Genomic DNA, 21100 nt, shown 5'->3' on the forward strand with positions numbered 1-21100 from the left:
GCCGCCCGCTCATTCCGCCGCGGCGCTGTTGGCGCGCAGGGTGTTCTGCACCAGGGCGGCGAGGCGTTCGATGCCTTCCTCGATGCGCTCCGGCTGGCCGAGCGAGAAGCTCAGGCGCGCGGTGTTGCGCTTCGGTTCGGTGGCATAGAAGGCCGAGCCCGGCACGAAGGCCACGTTGGTGTCCTTGATGGCGCGCTCAAGCAGAGCCGTGGCGTCGATGCCTTCGGGGAATTCCAGCCAGATGAACATGCCGCCATCGGGCACGTTCCAGGTCACTTCCTTGGGGAAGCTGCGCTTCAAGGCGGCCAGCATGGCATCGCGGCGTGCCTTGTAGGTCGGGCGCAGCTTGGCTACCTGGATGGCGTGCGAGGAACGCGCCAGTTCATTGGCGATGATCTGGTTCACGGTGGAGCAATGCAGGTCGGAGGCCTGTTTCAGCAGCACCAGCTTGTTGATCAGCGCCGCGTCCGCCGCGATCCAGCCGATGCGCAATGCCGGGGTCAGTACCTTGGACAGGCTGCCGACATAGATGGTGAGCTGGCGGTTATCGGCGCGCTTGGCTTCCAGGGCGGCGAAGCTCGGGATGCGCTCGCCATCGTAGCGCAGTTCCTCGTAGGGCGAATCTTCCAGGATCGCGACATTGTACTTGTAGGCGAGATCAAGGATTGCCTGGCGCCGCGCCAGCGATGTGGTGATACCTGCCGGATTGCAGAAATCCGGGGTGAGATAGAAGAATTTCGGCTTTTGCGCGAAGGCGGCTTCCAGCTCTTTCAGCTTGGCGCCTTCGGCATCCATCGGCACGGCGATGAAATTGGGCTGGTAGGTGCCGAATACCTGGATGGCGCCGAGATAGCTCGGGTCGGTCACCACCAGGCCATCGCCGGCATTGATGAAGGCGCGGCCGAGGAAATCCAGCGCCTGCTGCGCGCCGCTGGTGATCAGGATGCGATCGGCCTCGGCCTTGATGCCATGGCCCTGCAGATAGCCGGCGATCCACTCGCGCAACGGCAGGTAGCCTTCGCTGATGGAATACTGGAAGGCATCGGCGGCGCGGGCCGGGTCGCCCATGATCTCGGCATAGGCCTTGGAGATGGTTTCCAGCGGGAACATCGCCGGGTCGGGAATCCCGCCGGCAAAGGAGATGATCTCCGGGCGGTTGATCAGCTTGAGCAGCTCGCGGATTTCCGAGGCGCGCAGATCATTGACGCCCTGGGCGAGCGCGGGGAGGGATGATGTGGACATGCTGGTTCGTTTCCTCTGCTTGGCCGCAGATTAGCCGAGCAGGCAGAGCGAGCCTAGTCCCGCAGCAGCAAAACCGCGTCGTCGGGCACTTGTACCGATACAATCCCGCCGGGCTCGTACACCGCTTCGCCCGGGCGGTGCAGGCGGTCGACATGCAGCCGGTGCGGGCCGACCTGCACGGCATAGCGCACCATGCCGCCCAGGAATTGCCGGCTCGCCACCTGGCCGCTGAGGCCGCCGCTTTCGCCCAGGCCCAGACCCAGGGCCAAACTCTGTGGCCGCAAGGCGAGGCAGGCCGGGCCATCCTGCGCCTGCATGGGCAGCATAATCGCCTCGGCCTCGAAGCGGCCCTGGCGCACATTGCCCTCGATCAGCGTGGCGGAACCGAGGAAGCCGGCGACGAAGCGGTTGGCCGGGCGGTCATATAGATCAACCGGGCGGCCGATCTGCTGGATACGTCCGCCATCCAGCAAAGCCATGCGGTCGGATACCGCGTTGGCTTCTTCCTGGTCATGGGTGACGAAGATGGTGGTGAGGCCGGTGCGGCGCTGCAGGTCGCGCAATTCCTCGCGCATCTCCTCGCGCAGTTTGGCATCCAGATTGGACAGCGGCTCATCCAGCAGCAGCACCTCCGGCTGCACCACCAGGGTGCGCGCCAGGGCGACGCGCTGCTGCTGGCCGCCGGAAAGCTGGCTTGGCCGCCTTGCGCCATAGGCATGCAGGCCCACAAGGTCGAGTGCCTGCTGCACGCGCGTGGCGATCTCGGCGCGCGGCACCTTGCGCTGCTCCAGGCCGAAGGCCACGTTCTCCGCCACGGTCATATGCGGCCACAGGGCGTAGGACTGGAACACCATGCCGACATTGCGCTGCCAGGGCGGCAGGCGCGTCACATCGCGGCCATTGACGCGGATGCTGCCTTCGTCGGGTTGGCCGAAACCGGCAACCAGGCGCAGCAGCGTGGTCTTGCCCGAACCCGATGGCCCGAGGAAGGCAAAGAATTCGCCGCGCGCAATATCGAGCGACACGCCATCGAGGATGGTCTGCGCACCATAGCGGAAACGCACCCCGGCAATATCAACGCCATTGCTCATGTCTCTCTCCTTACTCCACGGCACGCAGGCCGCGTTTCGCCCGGTCGTGTTCGGCGATGCGGTAGGAAACGAAGCTGCCCACAGCCACCAGCAGCACGGCGATGATGCCCAGCGCCGCACCAGGGCCGCGCCCGGCCGGAGTCTGCATCGCGGTGTAGATGCCATAGGAAATCGGCGCCGAAACATCGCGCGTCACCAGCATCAGGGTAGCCGAGAGTTCCACAGCCGCCGTAGCGAAGCTGGTGACGAAGGCGGCGGCCAGTCCGCCGGTCATCAGCGGCACGACGATGCGGCGCAGCGTGGTGAGCTTGCCGGCACCGAGCATCTCGGCGGCTTCCTCCAGGCTGACATGCAGTTGCTGCAGGGCCGCGACGCAGGCACGCAGGGCATAGGGCAGGCGGCGGATGGCATAGGCGATCACCAGCATGCCCCAGAAGGTGGCGAGCGATGAGCCGTCCGGCAGCTTGACCTCGAAATAAAGCCTGAGCAGGCCGATGCCGAGTACCAGGCCGGGTACGGCCAGTGCCGCCGTGGCGATCTGATCCAGCAGCTGCCGTGCCGGCAGCTTGGTGCGCAGGATCAGCCAGGCGATTGCCGTGCCCAGCACCAGATCGATCAGCGCCGCCAGGCCGCAATAGATCACCGTGTTGCCGATCTGATGCGCCGATTCATTCCAGGCAGTGATGTAATGCTGGAAGGTGAAGGCATCGGGCAGCACGCTGAAGCTCCAGATGGTGCCGAGCGAGAGCAGCAGGATGCCGATATGCGGACTCAGTGCCACCAGCAGGGCGACAACGATGAAGCTCCAGGCCAGCAGCATCTGCGGCCGGCTCAACTGGCGCCGGCCCAGGCCGCCGCCGCCGCGCTGCTGCGTCGAGTAATCCTTGCCGCGCAAGGCCAGTGCCGAAAGCGCCATGGCGGCAAGCGAGAAGCCGACCAGGATCACGGCGATGACATAGCCCATCGGGTCGCCCATGCCGACCGAGGTGATGCGCAGATAGGCCTGCGGCGCCAGCATGTTGGTGACGCTCAAGAGCAGCGGCGTGCCGAGATCGTCGAACACCTTGACGAAAACCAGCGAGGCGCCGGCGACATAGCCGGGCAGGGCGAGCGGAAAGACGATGCGGCGGAATAGCCCGAAGCCATGCGAACCGAGATTCTGCGCCGCTTCCTCCATGGCGCTGTCGATATTGTTCAGCGCCGCCGTCAGGTTGAGCAGGATGAAGGGGAAATAATGCAGCGCCTCGACGAAAACGACGCCGTTCAGCCCTTCCATGAAGCCGATGCGGAAGCCGAACCAGTCATTCAGCAGCAGGTTGACGCTGCCATTGCGGCCAAAGATCAACTGCATCGCCACGGCACCGACAAAAGGCGGCATCACCAGCGGGATCACGCCCAGCGCCTGGATCAGGCCGGCGCCGGGAAAGCGGAAGCGGGCCAACAGATAGGCCAGCGGCACGGCGATCAGGGTGGCCCAGATCACGCTCATCACCGCGACATAGAAGGAATTGAAGAAGCTTTCGCGGAATAAAGCCGTGCCGAAGAAATCGGCGAAATGCACCAGCGTGAAGCCGCCATCGCTGCCGCGGAAGGCGGTGAGCACCACGCTCAGTACCGGCAGTGCCAGGAACAGCAGCAGGAACAGGCCGACCAGGGCGGCCAGCGCGAGGGCGAAACCGCCCCCGCGCCCGAACGAAAACGCCTGCACGTTACTTCGCCGCCTTCACTGCCTGCTCGGCCAGCGCCTTGGCCTCGGCATAGTTCTTCTTGGCGAAGGCATCCCACTGTTCTTCAAACTGTGCCTGGCGTGCCTGCGCCGGCTTTTCCTTCGAGGTCGGCTGGAAGGCACCGGCAATCGCCGGGTCGCTGGCTTCCTTGTCGCTGAGCGGGATCGCGGTTGCCTTGGCGCGGGCATCGGCCAGTAGCTTCTCGGCCTGCGGCGTCTTTTTCTTTGCCACCGCCGCATCGGCGGCATGGATCGTCTTCCAGGCGTCGTTCAATTCCTTGAGGCGGAAAGTGACCAGGCGGTCATAGAGCGAGTTCACCAGTTCGTAGCGCGCTTCCGAGAGATCAGAATCAAACGCCACCTTGGCGCCCAGCTTGGTGTTCTTGAACGGGTTCGGGTAATCCGCCGGTGCCTTGGCATAGGTTTCCGGGCGCACCGGCAGGCGGCGGATCTTCGGCTCCAGCAGGATTTCCTGGCCCTCGGGCGACATCAGGAATTCCACGAAAGCCTCGGCCGCCTTGCGGTTCTTGGCGTTGTTGATGATGCCGATGCTGGCCGGCACGATGGTGGTGAGTTCGGGATAGACGAATTCCACCGGGAAGCCGCTGGCCTTGGCGGCAAGGCCGAAGAAGTCGATCACGATGCCGAGGCCATACTGGCCGCTATTCACCGCATCGGGTACGCCGAAGCTGCGGTCCGACACGGTGACCAGGTTGCCGCCGATTTCCAGCAGCGTAGCCCAGCCCTTGGCCCAGCCTTCGCCCTGCAGGATGGTTTCGACGGTGAGATGCGTGGTGCCGGAACGCGATGGCGCCGAGATGCCGACATGGCCGGCATAGATCGGCTTCTTCAGGTCGTCCCATTCCTTCGGCGCCGGCAACTTGTTGCCCTGCATGTAGCGCGAATTATACATGATGCCGTAGCCCGAGGCAGCGAAGCCGAAGAAATGGCCCTCGGGATCATTGATCGGGAAGGCGCCGACCTTTTCCGGGATGCCGCTGGCCTTGAGCTTGTAGGGGCTCAGCAGCTTGTTCTTCTTCAGTACTTCGAAGGCATCGGGCGCCGAGACCCAGAACAGGTCCGGCGGATTGCTCTGCGTTTCGCGGATATAGGCCACCGCTGCCGTGGTGTTGCGGTTCTGCACTTCCACCTTGGTGCCGGGATATTTCTTCTCGAAGGCGGTGGCATAGGGGCCGGTGAGATCCTTCGGGAAGGAGGTGATCACCACCACCTTGTCTTCCAGCGCCTGGGCCTGCGACAGGGTGGGGGCAGCAGCGATCAGGGCGAGTGTGGCGGCGGCCAGCAGATGGCGGCGAGCGAGACGCATGGATTCCCTCCCGGGATGTTATGGTTTGTAATAAAACCGTAACAATACCCGCGCTGCTTGGCAATGAACCGGGCAGGGATTCGCGCTGGATGCGGGGCGGTCTTGGTGCTGCCAACCTAATGCGGCTTGGCGCCGTGTTCGTCCACCAACTGCGCCACGGCACGCAGCAGCTTGCCGCGTTCGCGGTCAGACTCGATCTGGCCGAACAGGAAGGTGAGGCGCTCGATTTCGAAGTCGCCGGCGCTTTCCTGGGCGCGGCTGGTGAAGGAGGCGCGCTCGAAGCCAAGCACGTCGGCGATCCGGCCTAGCAGGCGCGGCGATACCCGGCGATACCCGGCTTCATAATCCGCCAGCATGGCGATGCGGCAGCGGCAGGCCCGCGCCAATTGTGCCTGCGACAATTCTCGGAATTCCCGGAACAGCCGGATGCGGCGGCCCAGATCGGCCTGGGCTTCGGGGATTGCGGGGGTTTTTGGTGTATTGTCCGACATTCTACGCCCCTAAAGTGTTCCACTATGTGGAACACTGCCACTCTGGCAAATCGTGCGGCGGAATACAACCCCAGCCTTTGGCAGCATTTGGTCTAACCCTTGAAGAGATTTCCAATCTTCGGCTGTGACCGTCGATACAGCCGCCGCCCTGTTCGGCGGCTATAACCGGGCCACAAATAAGGCGGGAGGCCGATAATGCAGTTGCCAGAGCATTTGCAGGCGTTGGAAGCGTATTGGTGTCTCAAGCGGCGTAGCCGTCTGCTGCCGGACCGCTCAGGTTTCGGTCCGCTGGAACTGCGTCCCTGGCTTGGCCATATCGCGGTAATCGCGGTGGAGCGCCAGCAGGGCGATGATGACGCGGATATGCGTTTCCGCGTCGCGCTCTCCGGCATGCATATCGATGATTATCGCGGCAGCGGCGTCACCAACCGTTATCTCGATGATCTCACTCGTGGCCGCACCAGCACGGAACAGCATTATCGCTGCTGCGTCGCGACGCGCCAGCCGGTGCGCTTCCTGCATGATAATTCCCATAACAGTGTGGTGTATCCACAGATGCTCAAGCTGCTGCTGCCGCTGAGCCAGGATGGCCACACTGTCGACCGCATCATTGTCGGCGTGCATGCCGAACCGCAGCGCATGGATTGTCCGCTTGCTGCCTGAAGCCACGTTTGCCGATGCCGCCAGCATCACCGCTTTCTGGCGCGCAGCCGGACCGCAAAGCTGGTTCAGCAAGAATGCGGCTTTCGATGATGTTTTCCGCGCCCGTTTCCTCAGCCTGCATGAGCAGGCGGCGCGTGGCGAACTCGATCACTGGCTTGATGATGCCGAAGGCGCGCTGGCGCTGCTGTTGCTGCTGGATCAATTTCCGCGCAACTGCTTCCGTGGCTCGCCGCGCATGTATGCCAGCGATGCCCAGGCACGCGCGGCGGCAGCGCGGGTGATCGAGACCGGTCTCGACCTGCGCATCGAGCCGGAGCTGCGGCTGTTCATCTATCTGCCCTTTGCTCATTCCGAAGCCTTGGCGGATCAGGATTATTCCGTGGCCTTGCAGCGGCCCTTGGGCGAAGAACCCTTGCGCCATGCCGAGGGCCATCGCGACATTATCCGCGGTTTCGGCCGGTTTCCTCACCGCAACGAGATTCTTGGCCGCATCAGTACGCCCGAGGAAGCCGCCTTCCTAGCCGCCGGCGGTTTCGCCGGCTGATCCCCATTGACCCAACCCTGTAGAAGGAGCGAACAGCCCTTCCCAAGGGCGCGGCCCACCGTTATAGTCTTGTGGATATAACGATGGCGGGGCAGGATGATGGAGATCGAGGGCCGTGAATTGACCAACTGCGAAGTCAGCGCCGACGGCAGTGTGGTGCGGCTGGGCCTGCGCGACGCTTCGGGTGCGGCTACGGTGCTGCAATTGCCGGTGGATCAGGCCGGTGCGCTGGGGATGACATTGCCGAGCCTGATCGAACGGGCGCTGCGTAACCGCTATCAGGATGAATCGCTGCGCTATGTGCACCCGCTGGGTTCCTGGGTGTTGGAAACCACCACTGATCCCGGCGTGGTGATGGTGACGTTGCGCACCAGCGACGGCTTCGGTGTTTCGTTTGCCCTGGCAGCAACGCAGCGCGAGGCACTCGGCGAGGCCTTACAGGAACCCGTGCCGCAAGACGCCCTGACGCAGACCCATTGAGGCATTGCCGGCATGGACCGCGAGCATGAGTTCTTCGGTGAGGCTGTTGCCGAGGCCGCGCCATGGCCGGATCTGGTGCCGGCCGCGCCGGTCATGCAGCCGCCAATTGGAGACCTCGTTGCCGGTGATTTGCCGCCAGCCGTGCAGGACTTCATCGCAGCCATCATTGCGGCGGGTTTGATCCGTCCTGGCCGCAGCGAGCGCGAGGTTGATCATGATATCTATGCCCTGGCGCAGCAGCTTTATGGCATCGATCATCATTGGCATCAGCGCATTGCGCTGGCTGGCCGCAACACCACAGCCGATACCACGCTTAGCTTGCCGGTATTGCGTCTGGCCTCGCAGGATATGGTGACATTGGATTTCGGCCCGGTATTGGAAATCTGGGGTATCGATATCGGCGTCAGCTTTATGCTGGGCGATGCTGCGCGCGGCCAGTGGCTGCACCGTGATCTGGCGCGCATCCACCAGAATCTGCGCCAGGCCTATTTTGATAAACCCGATATCACGGGTGCCGGTCTGCATGCCATCGCGGTACAGGCGGCGCACGATTCCGGCTGGCAGCTTGGTGGCCGCCATGTCGGGCATCAGGCCGGTGAATTCCCGCATCTGCATGTGCCTTGGTTGCCGCAGCGCCACCGCATCTGTGCTGAAAATCCGGATCGCCTGCGCCAGCCTGATGCATTGGGCCGCCCGCGCCGCTGGGTATTGCGGCTGCATCTGATCGATCCGGTCAGCGGTATCGGCGCTGTCGCCAAATCAATGCTCGCGCAGGCTTAAGGCACATCTGTACAAGACTGCCGCGTTGCTTCACGCCATCTCTGCCCCAGGCAATGGCGGAGGACCATATGGCAATGGCAGCAGCATCCTTGCTCCTGGCGGCAGTGATCATCATGGGCAGTCCAGGTCCATCCACGGTCAGCCTCACGGCGGTGGCCGCCAGCTTCGGGTTGCGCGCCTCGTTGCATTATGGTGCCGGGCTGGTGCTCGGCACCATTTCCGTGCTGCTGCTGGTCGCCATGGGTGTTTCCGCATTGCTGCTGGCCTGGCCAGAGGCGGCTCTGCCATTGCGCCTGGCGGCGGCGGTTTACTGGCTTTATCTCGCCTGGCGCATAGCTACTGCGCCGCCCTTGCAGCCGGCACAAGGCGCCAGCCATGCGCCGGGCTGGCTTGCCGGCTATCTGCTGGCGCTGGCCAATCCGAAAGCCTATCTCGCCATTGGCGCGGTTTATTCCGGCCACAGCCTGCTGCCCGCAATGCCGCTGGCCGATGCTGCGTTCAAGATCGCGCTGCTATGCCTGATGATCCTGCTGATCCATCTCGCCTGGGGTCTGTTCGGCGCCCTGCTGGCACGGCATCTGCGCGATGCCCGAACCGCGCGGCTGGTGAATGGCATGTTGGCGGCGGTCTTGATACTCAGCTTGGCGTTGACGTTTTAACTATCGTGCCAAAGCAATACGCCGATAGCTCAGGGCTTCGGCCACATGCAGCCGGCGCACACTGTCGCTGCCCTCCAGATCGGCCAGCGTGCGGGCAACGCGCAGCACGCGGTGATAGCCGCGTGCCGTGAGGCGCAAGCGGGTGGCTGCCTCGGTGAGCAAGCTGCGGCCCGGTGCATCGGGCGTGGCGACGCGTTCGAGCAATTCACCATCGGCATCGGCATTGCTGCGCACCGGCATGTCGCCATTGCTGGTGCCCGCGTAACGCCGGCGCTGGATGTCGCGTGCTGCCAGCACCCGTGCGGCAACTTCCGCAGAGCCCTCGCGCGGGCTGGGCAGGGAGAGATCGGCGGCTTCCACGGCAGGCACATCGAGATGCAGGTCGATGCGGTCAAACAGCGGCCCCGATATGCGCGTCTGGTAATCCTGGCCGCAGCGCGGTGCTTTCGAGCAGGCCTGTGCCGGATCGGCGAGATAGCCGCAGCGGCAGGGATTCATCGCCGCCACCAATTGAAAGCGCGCCGGATAGGAGACATGGGCATTGGCGCGCGCCACCACGGCGCGGCCTGATTCCAGCGGCTGGCGCAGGCTGTCGAGCACGGTGCGGCCGAATTCCGGCAGTTCATCCAGGAACAGCACGCCGAGATGCGCCAGGCTCACCTCGCCGGGTTTGGCGCGATGGCCGCCGCCGATCAGCGCCGCCATGGATGCGGAATGATGCGGGTTGCGGAACGGGCGGCGGCGGGTGAGGCGGCCATTCTCGATCTGCCCGGCCAGCGAGGCGATCATGCTCACCTCCAAAATTTCGCTGGTATCGAGCGGCGGCAGCAGGCCGGGTAGGCGCTGCGCCAGCATTGACTTGCCGGCACCCGGCGGGCCGATCAGCAGCAGGTTATGGCCGCCAGCCGCCGCCACTTCCAGCGCGCGCTTGGCGCTTTCCTGGCCCTTGATGTCGCGCAGGTCGAGATGCGTTAACGCATCCTCAGCCGCTTCCGCGCGCGGCACCGGCAATACCTGGCTGCCCTTGAAGTGATTGACCAGGGCCAGCAGGCTCGGCGCCGCAACCACGGCTGCCTCACCGCCGGCCCAGGCCGCTTCACCGCCCTGGCGTCCGGGGCAGATCAGGCTTTTGCCCAGGGCATTGGCGGCGATGGCGGCGGGCAGCACGCCGGCCACCGCGCCAATGGCACCATCCAGCGCCAGTTCGCCGAGCGCCACATGCTCATCCAGCAGATCGACCGGCAGCACGCCCATGGCGGCGAGCAGGGCCAGGGCGATCGGCAGGTCGAAATGACTGCCTTCCTTCGGCAGGTCGGCGGGTGCAAGGTTGACGGTGATGCGCTTCGGCGGCAGGCCGAGGCCTATGGCGCCGAGGGCCGAGCGTACCCGCTCGCGGCTTTCTGCCACGGCTTTGTCGGCAAGGCCAACCACGGTGAAGGCCGGCAGCCCGGCGCTGACCTGCACCTGCACGTCCACCGGCAGCACATCGATGCCCTGGAAGGCGACGGTCTGAATTCGCGCGACCATCTAGCGCTATGGGGGAGTGAGTATCTGCTGGCACATGCATAGGATGCTATGCGCCGCCGGCAATCATGCCAAGTACGAAAGCGGTGCCATGTTCATGCACCGCAAGCGCGGGCACCGGTATCGACCGGCACCCGTCGCTGTGTCGATCAGGCTTCGGCGTTCGGCGCGGTGCTGGTGGCCGGCTGCAGGTTCTTCGCCGCGGTCTTCACCAGCTCGAAGATGGTGGCGCGCAGGTCAGAGCTCGGGATGCGGCCGAAATAGCGCACCAGCTCCAGGGCCTGACGGCGCGAGGCATCGCCATAATCAAAGCGGGTCTCGTTCTGATCGGCAGAGTCGACCGGGCCGAGCGGTGAGTTGCCCTTGATGTCCTCAAAGAAGAAGGACGGGGTGACATTCAGGATGTTGGAGAACTGCATCAGGCGGCTGGCGCCGATGCGATTCAACCCTTTTTCGTATTTCTGGATCTGCTGGAAGGTGATGCCCACCGCCTGGCCGAGAACAGTCTGGCTCATGCCGGCAAGGGTACGGGCCTCGCGCAGGCGCGCGCCGACCAGGATGTCATGGGGATTCGGACTCGTTTTCGGTGGCTTGGACACGGATACCCTCCAGGTGTTGCGTCTGATGCGGTCTGTATCAACGCGGGGCCGACACATTCCAAACAGTATGTAGTTCCAGAATTGTCCGCTTTGGAAAAATTTGCAAGAAAAAATGTCGTTTATGGAAAATTTCTGCACTTTCCTGGTTCACAACCTCTGCGGTCTCTGAATACCGCCCCTTAAACCCGCTGTTAACCATAACGGCATTAGAAAATCAGTATCCGGATACAACCACTTCAACGGAATCAGCCACCTACGACCCAGTGAAAGGACCACGACGCCATGCGCAAGACCCCCTATACGTCACAATCGTATATTGAAGGGATTCTCGGCCATCTGGAGGAGATGCAGTACAGCATCTATATCGAGCCGGATTTGCGCGACTGGGTCAATTTCCTCCAGCATCAGCCCAAGACCATCGGCATCAACGCCACCTTCAACCCGCGCCACCATGAGCTGCCGCCCGGCGACGACAATTACTGGCTGCGGGTGATGCAGGGCGACACCCCGGTGGCCTGTATCGCGTACCGGTTGTTTGACCTGCCCGGCGGCTGGATTTCCTTCCTGCGGTCCGGCCGGCTCTGGTCGCAGTATATACCGCCTCTGGCCTACCCGCGCGTGGTGCATCCGAACAGCCGTGACTATACCGGCCGCATCGGCCATCACGGCGGCCTCTGGGTGAACCCCGAGCATCGCGGCCGGCATCTCAATTTCTATCTTACCCGCCTGGTACGGGCACGTTCGCTGCAATACTTCAATGTCGATCATCATTGCGGCGTGGTGTTCGAGGGCCTGAAGAATAACGGCCTGCCGCTGCGCCCGGACGGCTATGGCTATGAGCGTCTGGATGCTTCGATGGAAGGCTTCCTGCAGACCGTGGGGCAGAATTCCAGGCTCTTCACCACCTATATCTCGCGGGCAGGGATGCTGAAGCAGATTGCCGCCGGTCCGCATGTACCAAGTCTGACGAAGCAGGCCAGCGTCGCGGCTTAAGCCGCGTGCAATAAAAAAAAGCCGCGCGCAACAGGGTTGCGCGCGGCTTTTGCTTTTCAGTGGGCTTGGCTCAGTGCAGCACTTCGCTCAGGCGGCGACGGCTCAGCAGCGGATGCACCAGGGTAACGATCAGCGTCACCTTGTCGCCAGTGAAGAAGGGAAACATCAGGCGCTGATAGACGCGTTCCGGCATGGTCACGGTGTAATAGGATGCGCGCCTGGTTTCCTTCACCTGACAATAGGTATGCACCGCAACCTGCTTGGCCGGGCTGGACTCGATCAGCCCGACCGGGCGGCCGACATAATTCTCGCCGTCCATGACGAAGGGGTGCGCTTCCTGGTCGATCATCACGAAATCGTCGTAGTGATCGGCGGACACATCGACGAGATGTGCCGGGTCCGGAGCAAAAATCCAGCGGGCGCGTTTCAGGAAGGCGGCGGCCTCGCTATGGCGATGGCCAAAGCGCTGATAGATTTCGAGCGCCAGGGATGCCTTGCCGTCGCTGACGGCAGCCTCATTGATATCTATGTAGTCGATCTGCACCACGGAGTTGTCCTCGTGGTGAATCGTATGGCGCTTACTCGAAGTGAGCATAGCCCTGTAATCAACCCCGAAACAGCATGTCCCGAGGCCGATAATACCGACTTTTAGCTTGTGCTGGTACCTTTATTTGCAGGTATAGGACGAGCGTTCAGTAGTTTTCGGGCAGGCCCTGCTCTACCACCACGCCAGAACGGCCCGCCGTAGCTTCGCGCTCGGCGCGCTGCTTCAGTGCCCGCTCAATCAAATGGAGGCGTTGGAAAGCCTTGAGGGTCAGCCCCAGGGCGGCGCCGATATCGCGCGCATGAATATCCGCATCCAGGAAAGCCTGCTCCTCGCGGTCACCGGTGGCGGCGGCTTCGATGATCGACAGCAGGTGGGCGCGGTGGCTGGACGACAATTTGCCCCAGGCTTTCGCCACGCCGGCGGCATCATCGGGGTCAATATTGCCTGGCACCAGATCGGCATCGGCGCCGAGACCGGGCTCACCCAGCAGCGCGGCCGGGCTGCGGCCATACACCGCCGCCAGTCGATGCAGCCACTTGTCTGTCACTCGCAGTCGGCTGTTTTCCAGCTTGCTGAGAGCCGAGGGCGTGCAATCCGCCCGTTCCGCCGCCTCGGTCAGAGTCAGCTTGGAATGAAGGCGCCAGGCTTTGAGATAGTTCGGCGGGGTCTGCATGGAGAGAGCTGCTCAAGGAGATACTGGTTTCAGTATGTGAAACGCAGAATAGCACTCCTGGCCATTCCGGCAAAGCCCGGTGTGATGCCATAAGGCATAATTTGTCCAAATCAGCCAATGACTTGGTGTAAAATACCCGCTTATGTATCGTACTGGTTATTATATTTATTTTACGCGGGCGGGGCTATTGGCGCGGCGGCCGGCGCCGGGCTATAGAAGGGGCGTTCCATTGGGGAGTAGCCTCCCGCCCGGCCCGGATTCGGCCGTGAGCGGGGGAAGCGTCAACAGACTAGGGATGCCGGACCAGCAGCCGGCGCCCTTGGCGCTTCCGGCCCATCGGCCTGGCGAGACCTTTGGCTTCCTCCACCGCAACCGGGGATCGGGCGCGGTGGGTAAGCCATTGGCCTTGTCGATGCCTGATCCCGTGGTACTGCCCCAATGCTCGAAGCCTTCTTCACTGTATTCGGCCTCGTCGCCATCGCCGAGATCGGCGACAAGACCCAGCTTCTCTCCCTTCTGCTTGCCGCGAAATTCCGCCGTCCCTGGCCGATCATGGCCGGCATCCTGGTTGCCACCGTGGCCAACCATGCTGTTGCCGCCTGGGCCGGGGTCTGGTTGGACGGCCTGGTGGAGCCGAAATACCTGCGCTGGGCTCTGGGCGCCTCCTTCATCGCCATGGCGATCTGGACGCTGAAGCCCGATACCCTGGAAGATGATGATGCGCCGGTGAAAATGAGCCGCTTCGGCGCCTTCATGGGCACCCTGGTGGCATTCTTCCTGGCCGAGATCGGCGACAAGACCCAGGTGGCGACCACCGCCCTGGCGGCACGCTACGGTGAGGTCTTGATCGTGACGGCGGCCTCCACGCTGGGCCTCTTCGCGGTCAATGCCCCGGTGGTGTTCCTGGGCGAGAAGCTGATGCGCCGGCTGCCGCTCGATCTGGTGCGCAAGGTGGCGGCAGCGGCCTTCGCCATTGTCGGCATCATCACATTTATTGGTTGGTAGCACCGGGATCGGCCGGTAGCCCTGGGATCGGCTGGTGGTCATGGTTAATATGGGCAGTACCATGGTTGGTATCGCCCATAAGACCTATACGCTGGCCGAGATCCAGTCGCTGCTGCAGGCGCTGGAGAAGCAGACACGCCGCGCCGCCAAGAAGGCGGACAGCGCCATCGAGCGTATCTCGAAACTGGCCTTCGAGCCGTATTACGAATACCGCGAATCGTTGACCGAAATCGAAGGCGTGATCGTGCTGATCGAGGACCGTATGGCGCATGCCGAGAAGGCGGCGCTGGAGAAGCTGCGCGATTATCACACCAACCTGATCACCAACCTGCTGCGCATGAAGATCGATGTGATCCTGCGCGTCTTTCCAGCGCTGGAAAGCGCCTCCACCCTGCCGATGGGGGCGCAGAAGGTGTTTCTCGCCACGCTGTGGGAGATGAAGGAAACGGTGGCGCATATCGACCGCGCGCAGATGAGCCATCTGCTGGATCCTGATGCGCGCAAGCGCCTCACGGTGGCGGAAACCATCCTCAGCGATGTGGCGATGCGGGCGCCGCGCCTGCTTGAAATGGCCGAGGGCCAGGCGAGCAAGGACAAAGCCTAGCTGCTGGGCTTAGCTGCCGGCCTTGAGGCAGTGAGATGAGCGACATGATCCGCCAAGCCGTCACCAGTGATGAAGCCGAAATCAGGAATTGCGCCGAGCAGGCCTATGCCCGCTATATCCCCCTGATCGGGCGCAAGCCTGCGCCGATGGTGGCCGATTTTGCTGCACAGATTGCGGCAAGGCAGATCTATGTTGCGGTGGATGAGCAGGGCGGCTTTCTTGGTTTCATCGTGTTCTATGCCGAAGCGGGGCATATGCTGCTGGAAAACGTGGCGGTGCTGCCGCAGGCAGCCGGGCGCGGTGTTGGCCGCACGCTGATCGGCTTTTGCGAAAACACCGCGCGGCAAGGCGGCATGAATATCGTGCGGCTCTATACCAACGAGAAGATGACCGAGAATCTCTCAATCTATCCCAGGCTCGGCTATGTCGAGGTGGCGCGCCGCACGGAAAGCGGCTTCAACCGCGTCTACTTTGAAAAACACCTGTCCCAGACCTAGCTGCTGCCGCGCTGCACCAGCGTGAAGCCGACATCGACGATACGCTGCGCCACCGGCTGCCCTGTCGCGCGCGCCACCAGCATGGCGGCGGCCAGGCGGCCGATCTCGCCGCCTTCAATGCGCAGGCTGGTCAAGGGCGGGTCGGCATCCTTGCCATAGCTCTGGTCGCCATAGCCGATCAGCTTCAGTTGTTGCGGCACGGCCATACCGCGCGCCTTGGCTTCGATGGCCGCGCCAAGTGCCAGATTGTCGGAACCGCAGAACACGCCGTCGATATCGCCACTGTGTCGTAGCAATTCAGCAAGCGCGTTGCGACCGTCGCCCATCGGGGTTGGCGCCTCTGCTTCCAGCACCGGAGCCTGCCAGCCGCAAAGCTGACGGAAGCGTGCGACGAAAGCCTTGGCGCGCAGTTTGGCGCGGCGGTCGTCCGGTGAGATTACGGCAGCGCGGCGGCTGCCGCGCTCATACAGATGCTCGGCCGCCGCCTTGCCGATCGCGGGGTGCGAAAAGCCGACCAGCATGTTGATCGGTTTCGGTGTCAGGTCCCAGGTTTCGACGACCGGGATGCGCGCGGCGCGCAATTGCCGCCGTGAAGCCTCGGAATGCACGATGCCGGTGAGGATGATGCCATCCGGCCGCCGGCCGATCACGGCGCCGAGCAGGGCTTCCTCGCTGGCTTCGTCATAGCCGGCCTGGCCGATCAGGAGCTGATAACCCTGGCTTTGCAGATGCGCCGCCACCTGCTGCATGGTGCTGGTGAACATGGCGCCGCTGATGCTGGGCACCAGGGCTACGATCAGCTTGCTGCGGGCCGACGAGAGCGAACCGGCCAGCAGGTTGGGCGTGTAGCCGAGCTTCCTGGCGGTGGCGCGGATCTTGGCCAGCGTATCGGGCGAGAGCTGGTCCGGCGTGTTGAAGGCGCGGGAAACCGTGATCTTGGTGACACCTACGGCGGCGGCAATATCGGCCAAAGTCGGCACTTTCGCCGGCTTCTTCGCGGGTGCAGCAGGGGATTTCTTGGCGCGCATTACACAAGCAGTATAGCCAAAGCGGCTTTTCCGGGGTAGGCTCCGGGCGTTTCATGTTACCGGTAACATGGTTCGACCCCATTCTCTTCCAGCCCCTGATCTTCCAGCCTGTGAGTAAGCCCCATGTCGATGATCGACCTGCATGCCAAGCGCCTGATTGGCCCCGTGATCCGCCTGCACCCGGATGACAACACCGTGGTCGCCCGCATCGATGTGGTGCCGGGCATGCCGGTGGATGGCGACAACCGGCATCCGCGTTTCCTGATCCGCGACAAGGCATCGGCTGGCTATAAGATTGCCGCCCGCGATATCAGCAAGGGCGAGCCGATCCTGAAATACAACGTCACCGTCGGCTTCGCGGCAGAGGATATCCGTGCCGGCTCGATGCTGCACAATCACAACACCGAATTCCGCGAATTCGACCGCGACTACGAGCATGCGCAATTCTACAAGCCGGTTGAACTGCTGCCTGAGGCCGAGCGTGCCACCTTCCAGGGCATCGTGCGCTCGGATGGCCGCGTCGGCACACGCAACTTTATCGGCATCGTCTCCACCGTGAACTGCTCGGCCACGGTGGTGCATGCGGTGGCACGGCATTTCACTGAGGAGCGATTGGCTGATTTTCCCAATGTCGATGGTGTGGTGGCTTTCGCCCATGCGCTCGGCTGCGGCATGGAGATGACCGGCGAGGCGATGGCGTTGCTGCGCCGTACGCTCGGCGGCTATATCCGCCATGCCAACCTGGCCGCTGTGGTGGTGATCGGGCTTGGCTGCGAACGCAACCAGCTTGATGGCATGATGGCCGAGCAGGGTCTGGAGCGCAGCGCCAATCTGGTCACTTTCGTGATGCAGGAGACCGGCGGCACGCGCAAGACCATCGAAGCAGGCATTGAAGCGGTGAAGAAGATTCTACCCGCCGCCAATGACGTGAAGCGCAGCACGGTTTCGGCCAGCCATATCACGGTCGGTCTGCAATGCGGCGGTTCGGATGGCTTTTCTTCCATTACCGCCAATCCGGCGCTCGGCGCGGCGATGGATATCCTGGTGCGCCATGGCGGCACGGCGATCCTGTCCGAAACGCCGGAGCTTTATGGCGTGGAGCATACCCTGACCCGCCGTGCGGTGACGCGCGAGGTGGGCGAGAAGCTGGTGGAGCGTATTCGCTGGTGGAAAGAGGATTATGCCGTTGGCCGCGATGTGCAGATCAACGGCAAGGTCAGCCCCGGCAACCAGGCCGGCGGTCTGGCCAATATCTTCGAGAAGTCGCTCGGCTCCTCCATGAAGGGCGGCACCGGACCGCTGATGGAAGTCTATAAATACGCCGAGCCGGTGACTACCAAGGGCCTGGTGATCATGGATACGCCAGGCTACGACCCATGCTCTGCCACCGGCCAGATCGCGGGCGGCGCCAATATCATCGCCTTCACCACCGGGCGCGGCTCGGCCTTCGGCGCCAAGCCGGTGCCGTCGCTGAAACTCGCCACCAATTCACCGATGTATCGCCGCCTGGAAGAGGATATGGACCTGAATTGCGGCCAGATTCTCGATGGCACCAAGTCGATGCAAGAAATGGGGCAGGAGATTTTCGAGCAGATCCTGCGCACCGCGTCGGGCGAGAAGAGCAAGAGCGAGTTGCTCGGCGTTGGTGACCACGAATTCGTGCCCTGGCAGATCGGCATCGTGGGGTAGCGCGGGCCGGCCAAAAATCGGGCATGACGACGGCATAGGAGAGGAAGCTGATTGCTCAGCTATTCTTTCGTTCGCCACGCAGCGTCGGCAGGCCGATACCGGTGGAATCGAAGCCGCCATCGACGCAGAGCACCTGGCCGGTGATGTAGCCGGCCTGGTCGCTGCACAGGAAGTAGATGGCGTTGGCCAGTTCTTCCTCCAGGCCATAGCGGTTGAGCGGGATATGGTCGTGATAGTCGGCGCGGATTTCCGGCGTATGCACGGCCTTGGCCATCGCCGTATCCACCGGGCCGGGGGCCACGGCGTTGACACGGATGTTGAGCGCGCCGAATTCGGCGGCCTGCTGCTTGGTCAGATGCGCCAAACCAGCCTTGCTGGTGCCATAGGCGACGCGCAACGTAGAGGCACGCAGGCCGGAGATCGAGGTGATGTTCACCACCGCGCCGCCGCCCTGGTCACGCATGATCGGCGCCACGGCCTGCGTCATCAGGAACGGACCGGTGAGGTTCACCGCCATGACGCGGCTCCAGTCTTCCAGCGTCACCTCCAGGATCGGCTTGAATACGGCGATGCCGGCATTGTTCACCAGCGCATCGATGCGGCCGAAATGCTTGTGCGCTTTCGCCACCGCCGCCGTGATGGCCGCCGGATCGGCGATATCGGATTCCAGGCTTAAAATGGCATCGGGCTGGTTCAGCGCAGTTGCCGCTTGGCGCAGCGTGTCGCCGAGGATATCCAGCATCGCCACGCGCCAGCCCTGGGCGAGGAATTTTCGGGTTGCCGCTAGGCCAAGGCCGCGCGCCGCGCCGGTGACGAGCGCCACTTTCTGAGTATTGCCGTTCATGTTTGTGCTTCCCGCCGGTCTGGTGTCTCCCTGGGAGCAGACTAGCGCGGTGGCTGCCTGGCTTGCCAGAGGTGGGCCGCCACTGAAGCGGCCCGCCCTTGAGTATCAGGCGGCCGGTTCAGGCCGCATTGCGCAGCGGGGCGCTGGTCCGGGCAGTGGAGCGGCCTTCCTCGGTGCGGTAGCGTTGCACCAGACTGGCCAGATCGGCGGCCTGGGTGGAAAGCGCCTGCGAGGCGGCCGAAGTTTCTTCCACCAGGGCGCCATTGCGCTGCGTGGTCTCATCCATGCTGGCGATGGCGGTGTTGATCTGCTCCAGGCTGCTGGATTGTTCGCTGGAGGCTGCCGTGATTTCGGCCACGATGTCGGACACCTTCTTGATGGCGCCGACAATCTCGGCCAGCGCGGTGCCGGCATTGTTTACCAGATCAGACCCGGTTTTCACCTCGGTATTGGATTGCTGGATCAGCCGCTTGATGTCCTTGGACGCACTGGCGGAACGCTGCGCCAGGCTGCGCACTTCCTGTGCCACGACGGCAAAGCCCTTGCCGGCCTCGCCGGCGCGGGCTGCTTCCACGCTGGCATTGAGGGCCAGCAGGTTGGTCTGGAAGGCGATCTCGTCAATCAGCCCCATGATCTCGGCGATCTTCTGCGCACTGTCCTCGATGCGGCCCATGGCCTGCACGGCATCGGCGACGATGCGGCCACCCTTGTCGGCGGTTTCGCGCGCTGCCCCGGCCAGGTGGTTGGCGGCCTGCGCATTCTGCGCATTCTGCCGCACCGTGGAGGTCACTTCATGCATCGAGGCAGCGGTTTCCTCAAGCGAGGCGGCCTGGCTCTCGGTGCGCTGCGCCAGATCCTGGCTGCCGGCGGAAATCTCGCCGGAGGCGGCGGCAATGGCGGCGGATGCCTCGCGGATGGTGCCGATGATCCCGGCCATGGTGTCCAGCAGATCGTTCACGCCGCTGCACAGGGTCTGGATTTCGCCACTCTTGCCCTCCAGCGGAATACGCTGGGTCAGGTCATGCGCCTTGGCGGCCTCCACGGCGCGGCCGACCTGGCGCACGGCCGCCTGGGTCATCTGCGCCGACTTGATCTGCGCCGTGATGTCGGTGGCGTATTTCACCACTTTGTAGGGCCGGCCGCTGGCATCCATGATCGGATTGTAGCTGGCCTGGATCCAGACCTCGCGGCCGCCCTTGGCAATGCGCCGGTATTGCGAGGCATCGTATTCACCTCGGCCCAGCTTGGCCCAGAAGGCCTTGTATTCGGCGCTGCCGTGAAATTCCGGCTCGACAAAGATCGAGTGATGCTTGCCCTGCACCTCTTCGAGCGTATAGCCCATGGCGCCGAGGAAATTTTCATTGGCCTTCAGAATCGTGCCGTCGAGCGTGAACTCGATCACCGCCTGCGATTTTTGGATCGCCGAAAGCTGGCCTTCATATTCGGCGTCGCGCTGCTTCTGCACTGTGATGTCGGTGGCGAACTTAACCACCTTGTAGGCCCGGCCCTTGGCATCGACGATCGGATTGTAGCTGGCCTGGATCCACACTTCGCGGCCGCCCTTGGCGACGCGCTTATACTGCGCGGCATCGTATTCGCCGCGGCCCAGCTTGGCCCAGAAAGCCTGATACTCGGCGCTGTTGCGGTAGCCCGGCTCGACGAAGATCGAATGATGCTTGCCTTTCACTTCTTCAAGTGAATAGCCCATGGCGGCGAGGAAGTTTTCATTGGCGGTGAGGATGATGCCGTCGAGGGTGAATTCAATGACGGCAAAGGAGCGGTTGATGGCGGCGATCTGGGCCGCATCGTCGCGGCACCCGTAAAAGTTGAATAAGGACACGGATAACCTTCGATGGCTAGGGCGTTGGGGCGCGCTGGTCTATCAACAATGTTGTTACGTTACATATAGGGCTACGGATTGCCGCGCAGCAAAAAAATCAGTAGGAGTGGGTTTAAAATTATCACATAAATCATACACTTAACTGGAAATATTACCTAGCGTTAATACACCAGTCGGCAGTAAAAATGGGCGGTTTTTCGGGTAAAACCCGGTGCTTGCCGATGTCGGACCGGCAGTTTCATACCGGCGCGGTT

22 protein-coding genes are annotated in these 21100 nt (G+C 63.0%); 10 read left to right on the forward strand and 12 right to left on the reverse strand.

The annotated features are described in order from the left end of the window. Positions 1-9: 9 nt before the first annotated feature. The 5 genes from ACQY7X_RS13130 to ACQY7X_RS13150 form a co-directional block, all read right to left on the reverse strand. Entirely contained in the window at positions 10-1242 is a 1233-nt protein-coding gene (locus ACQY7X_RS13130) for a PLP-dependent aminotransferase family protein (protein WP_428245768.1), read from the reverse strand. A 53-nt stretch (positions 1243-1295) separates the two neighbouring features. After that, positions 1296-2333, reverse strand: a complete 1038-nt coding sequence (locus ACQY7X_RS13135; protein WP_428245770.1) for an ABC transporter ATP-binding protein — start codon at positions 2331-2333, stop codon at positions 1296-1298. Positions 2334-2343: 10 nt separating this feature from the next. Then, positions 2344-4041, reverse strand: coding sequence for an ABC transporter permease (locus ACQY7X_RS13140; protein ID WP_428245772.1), 1698 nt, complete (start codon positions 4039-4041; stop codon positions 2344-2346). Position 4042: 1 nt separating this feature from the next. Beyond that, positions 4043-5386: an ABC transporter substrate-binding protein gene (locus tag ACQY7X_RS13145; RefSeq protein WP_428245774.1), complete on the reverse strand. Its 1344-nt coding sequence runs from the start codon at positions 5384-5386 to the stop codon at positions 4043-4045. Positions 5387-5502: 116 nt separating this feature from the next. Next, complete coding sequence (locus tag ACQY7X_RS13150) at positions 5503-5877, reverse strand: helix-turn-helix domain-containing protein (RefSeq protein ID WP_428245776.1); 375 nt, start codon at positions 5875-5877, stop codon at positions 5503-5505. Positions 5878-6072: 195 nt separating this feature from the next. Here ACQY7X_RS13150 and ACQY7X_RS13155 point away from each other — a divergent pair, with 195 nt between their 5' ends. The 5 genes from ACQY7X_RS13155 (at position 6073) to ACQY7X_RS13175 (ending at position 9003) form a co-directional block, all read left to right on the forward strand. After that, entirely contained in the window at positions 6073-6540 is a 468-nt protein-coding gene (locus ACQY7X_RS13155) for a PAS domain-containing protein (RefSeq protein ID WP_428245778.1), read from the forward strand. After that, positions 6530-7084 (forward strand): DUF924 family protein, encoded by a 555-nt coding sequence (locus ACQY7X_RS13160; protein WP_428245780.1) that lies wholly within the window; start codon positions 6530-6532, stop codon positions 7082-7084. The genes ACQY7X_RS13155 and ACQY7X_RS13160 overlap by 11 nt, the downstream gene beginning before the upstream one ends. 96 nt (positions 7085-7180) lie before the next feature. Then, on the forward strand, positions 7181-7564 hold the full coding sequence (locus ACQY7X_RS13165) for a hypothetical protein (protein ID WP_428245782.1): 384 nt from the start codon (positions 7181-7183) through the stop codon (positions 7562-7564). 12 nt (positions 7565-7576) lie between these two features. After that, on the forward strand, positions 7577-8344 hold the full coding sequence (locus tag ACQY7X_RS13170) for a M24 family metallopeptidase (protein WP_428245784.1): 768 nt from the start codon (positions 7577-7579) through the stop codon (positions 8342-8344). A 68-nt stretch (positions 8345-8412) separates the two neighbouring features. Then, the gene (locus ACQY7X_RS13175; RefSeq protein ID WP_428245786.1) at positions 8413-9003 is read left to right on the forward strand and encodes a LysE family translocator; all 591 of its coding nucleotides are present in this window, start codon (positions 8413-8415) and stop codon (positions 9001-9003) included. Here ACQY7X_RS13175 and ACQY7X_RS13180 read toward each other — a convergent pair whose 3' ends face one another. Beyond that, complete coding sequence (locus ACQY7X_RS13180; protein ID WP_428245788.1) at positions 9004-10530, reverse strand: YifB family Mg chelatase-like AAA ATPase; 1527 nt, start codon at positions 10528-10530, stop codon at positions 9004-9006. A gap of 146 nt (positions 10531-10676) precedes the next feature. Next, the gene (locus tag ACQY7X_RS13185; protein WP_428245790.1) at positions 10677-11126 is read right to left on the reverse strand and encodes a helix-turn-helix domain-containing protein; all 450 of its coding nucleotides are present in this window, start codon (positions 11124-11126) and stop codon (positions 10677-10679) included. 282 nt (positions 11127-11408) lie between these two features. Here ACQY7X_RS13185 and ACQY7X_RS13190 point away from each other — a divergent pair, with 282 nt between their 5' ends. Then, complete coding sequence (locus tag ACQY7X_RS13190) at positions 11409-12119, forward strand: hypothetical protein (protein ID WP_428245792.1); 711 nt, start codon at positions 11409-11411, stop codon at positions 12117-12119. Between the two features lie 70 nt (positions 12120-12189). On the opposite strand, the gene ACQY7X_RS13195 is transcribed toward ACQY7X_RS13190, so the two are convergent. Both ACQY7X_RS13195 and ACQY7X_RS13200 read right to left on the reverse strand, forming a co-directional pair. Further along, positions 12190-12714: a hypothetical protein gene (locus tag ACQY7X_RS13195; protein WP_428245794.1), complete on the reverse strand. Its 525-nt coding sequence runs from the start codon at positions 12712-12714 to the stop codon at positions 12190-12192. A 97-nt stretch (positions 12715-12811) separates the two neighbouring features. After that, positions 12812-13339 carry a helix-turn-helix domain-containing protein gene (locus tag ACQY7X_RS13200; RefSeq protein ID WP_428245796.1) on the reverse strand — a complete coding sequence of 176 codons (528 nt, stop codon included), beginning with the start codon at positions 13337-13339 and terminating at the stop codon, positions 12812-12814. Positions 13340-13777: 438 nt separating this feature from the next. On the opposite strand from ACQY7X_RS13200, the gene ACQY7X_RS13205 reads away from it, so the two are divergent. From ACQY7X_RS13205 to ACQY7X_RS13215, 3 genes are read left to right on the forward strand one after another with little or no spacing between them, the layout of a single operon-like run. Beyond that, the gene (locus ACQY7X_RS13205) at positions 13778-14344 is read left to right on the forward strand and encodes a TMEM165/GDT1 family protein (RefSeq protein WP_428245798.1); all 567 of its coding nucleotides are present in this window, start codon (positions 13778-13780) and stop codon (positions 14342-14344) included. Between the two features lie 34 nt (positions 14345-14378). After that, positions 14379-14948: a hypothetical protein gene (locus ACQY7X_RS13210; RefSeq protein ID WP_428245800.1), complete on the forward strand. Its 570-nt coding sequence runs from the start codon at positions 14379-14381 to the stop codon at positions 14946-14948. A gap of 35 nt (positions 14949-14983) precedes the next feature. Beyond that, entirely contained in the window at positions 14984-15445 is a 462-nt protein-coding gene (locus ACQY7X_RS13215; protein ID WP_428245802.1) for a GNAT family N-acetyltransferase, read from the forward strand. Here ACQY7X_RS13215 and ACQY7X_RS13220 read toward each other — a convergent pair. Then, on the reverse strand, positions 15442-16473 hold the full coding sequence (locus tag ACQY7X_RS13220) for a LacI family DNA-binding transcriptional regulator (RefSeq protein WP_428245804.1): 1032 nt from the start codon (positions 16471-16473) through the stop codon (positions 15442-15444). The two genes, ACQY7X_RS13215 and ACQY7X_RS13220, sit on opposite strands and share 4 nt — an antisense overlap. A gap of 123 nt (positions 16474-16596) precedes the next feature. On the opposite strand from ACQY7X_RS13220, the gene ACQY7X_RS13225 reads away from it, so the two are divergent. Beyond that, on the forward strand, positions 16597-18162 hold the full coding sequence (locus ACQY7X_RS13225) for a UxaA family hydrolase (protein WP_428245806.1): 1566 nt from the start codon (positions 16597-16599) through the stop codon (positions 18160-18162). A 55-nt stretch (positions 18163-18217) separates the two neighbouring features. On the opposite strand, the gene ACQY7X_RS13230 is transcribed toward ACQY7X_RS13225, so the two are convergent. Further along, positions 18218-19006: an SDR family NAD(P)-dependent oxidoreductase gene (locus ACQY7X_RS13230; protein WP_428245808.1), complete on the reverse strand. Its 789-nt coding sequence runs from the start codon at positions 19004-19006 to the stop codon at positions 18218-18220. Positions 19007-19124: 118 nt separating this feature from the next. Beyond that, positions 19125-20846, reverse strand: coding sequence for a methyl-accepting chemotaxis protein (locus ACQY7X_RS13235; protein WP_428245810.1), 1722 nt, complete (start codon positions 20844-20846; stop codon positions 19125-19127). Between the last annotated feature and the right edge of the window lie 254 nt (positions 20847-21100).

Source organism: Ferrovibrio sp., from assembly GCF_965278975.1.
Classification (GTDB): domain Bacteria; phylum Pseudomonadota; class Alphaproteobacteria; order Ferrovibrionales; family Ferrovibrionaceae; genus Ferrovibrio.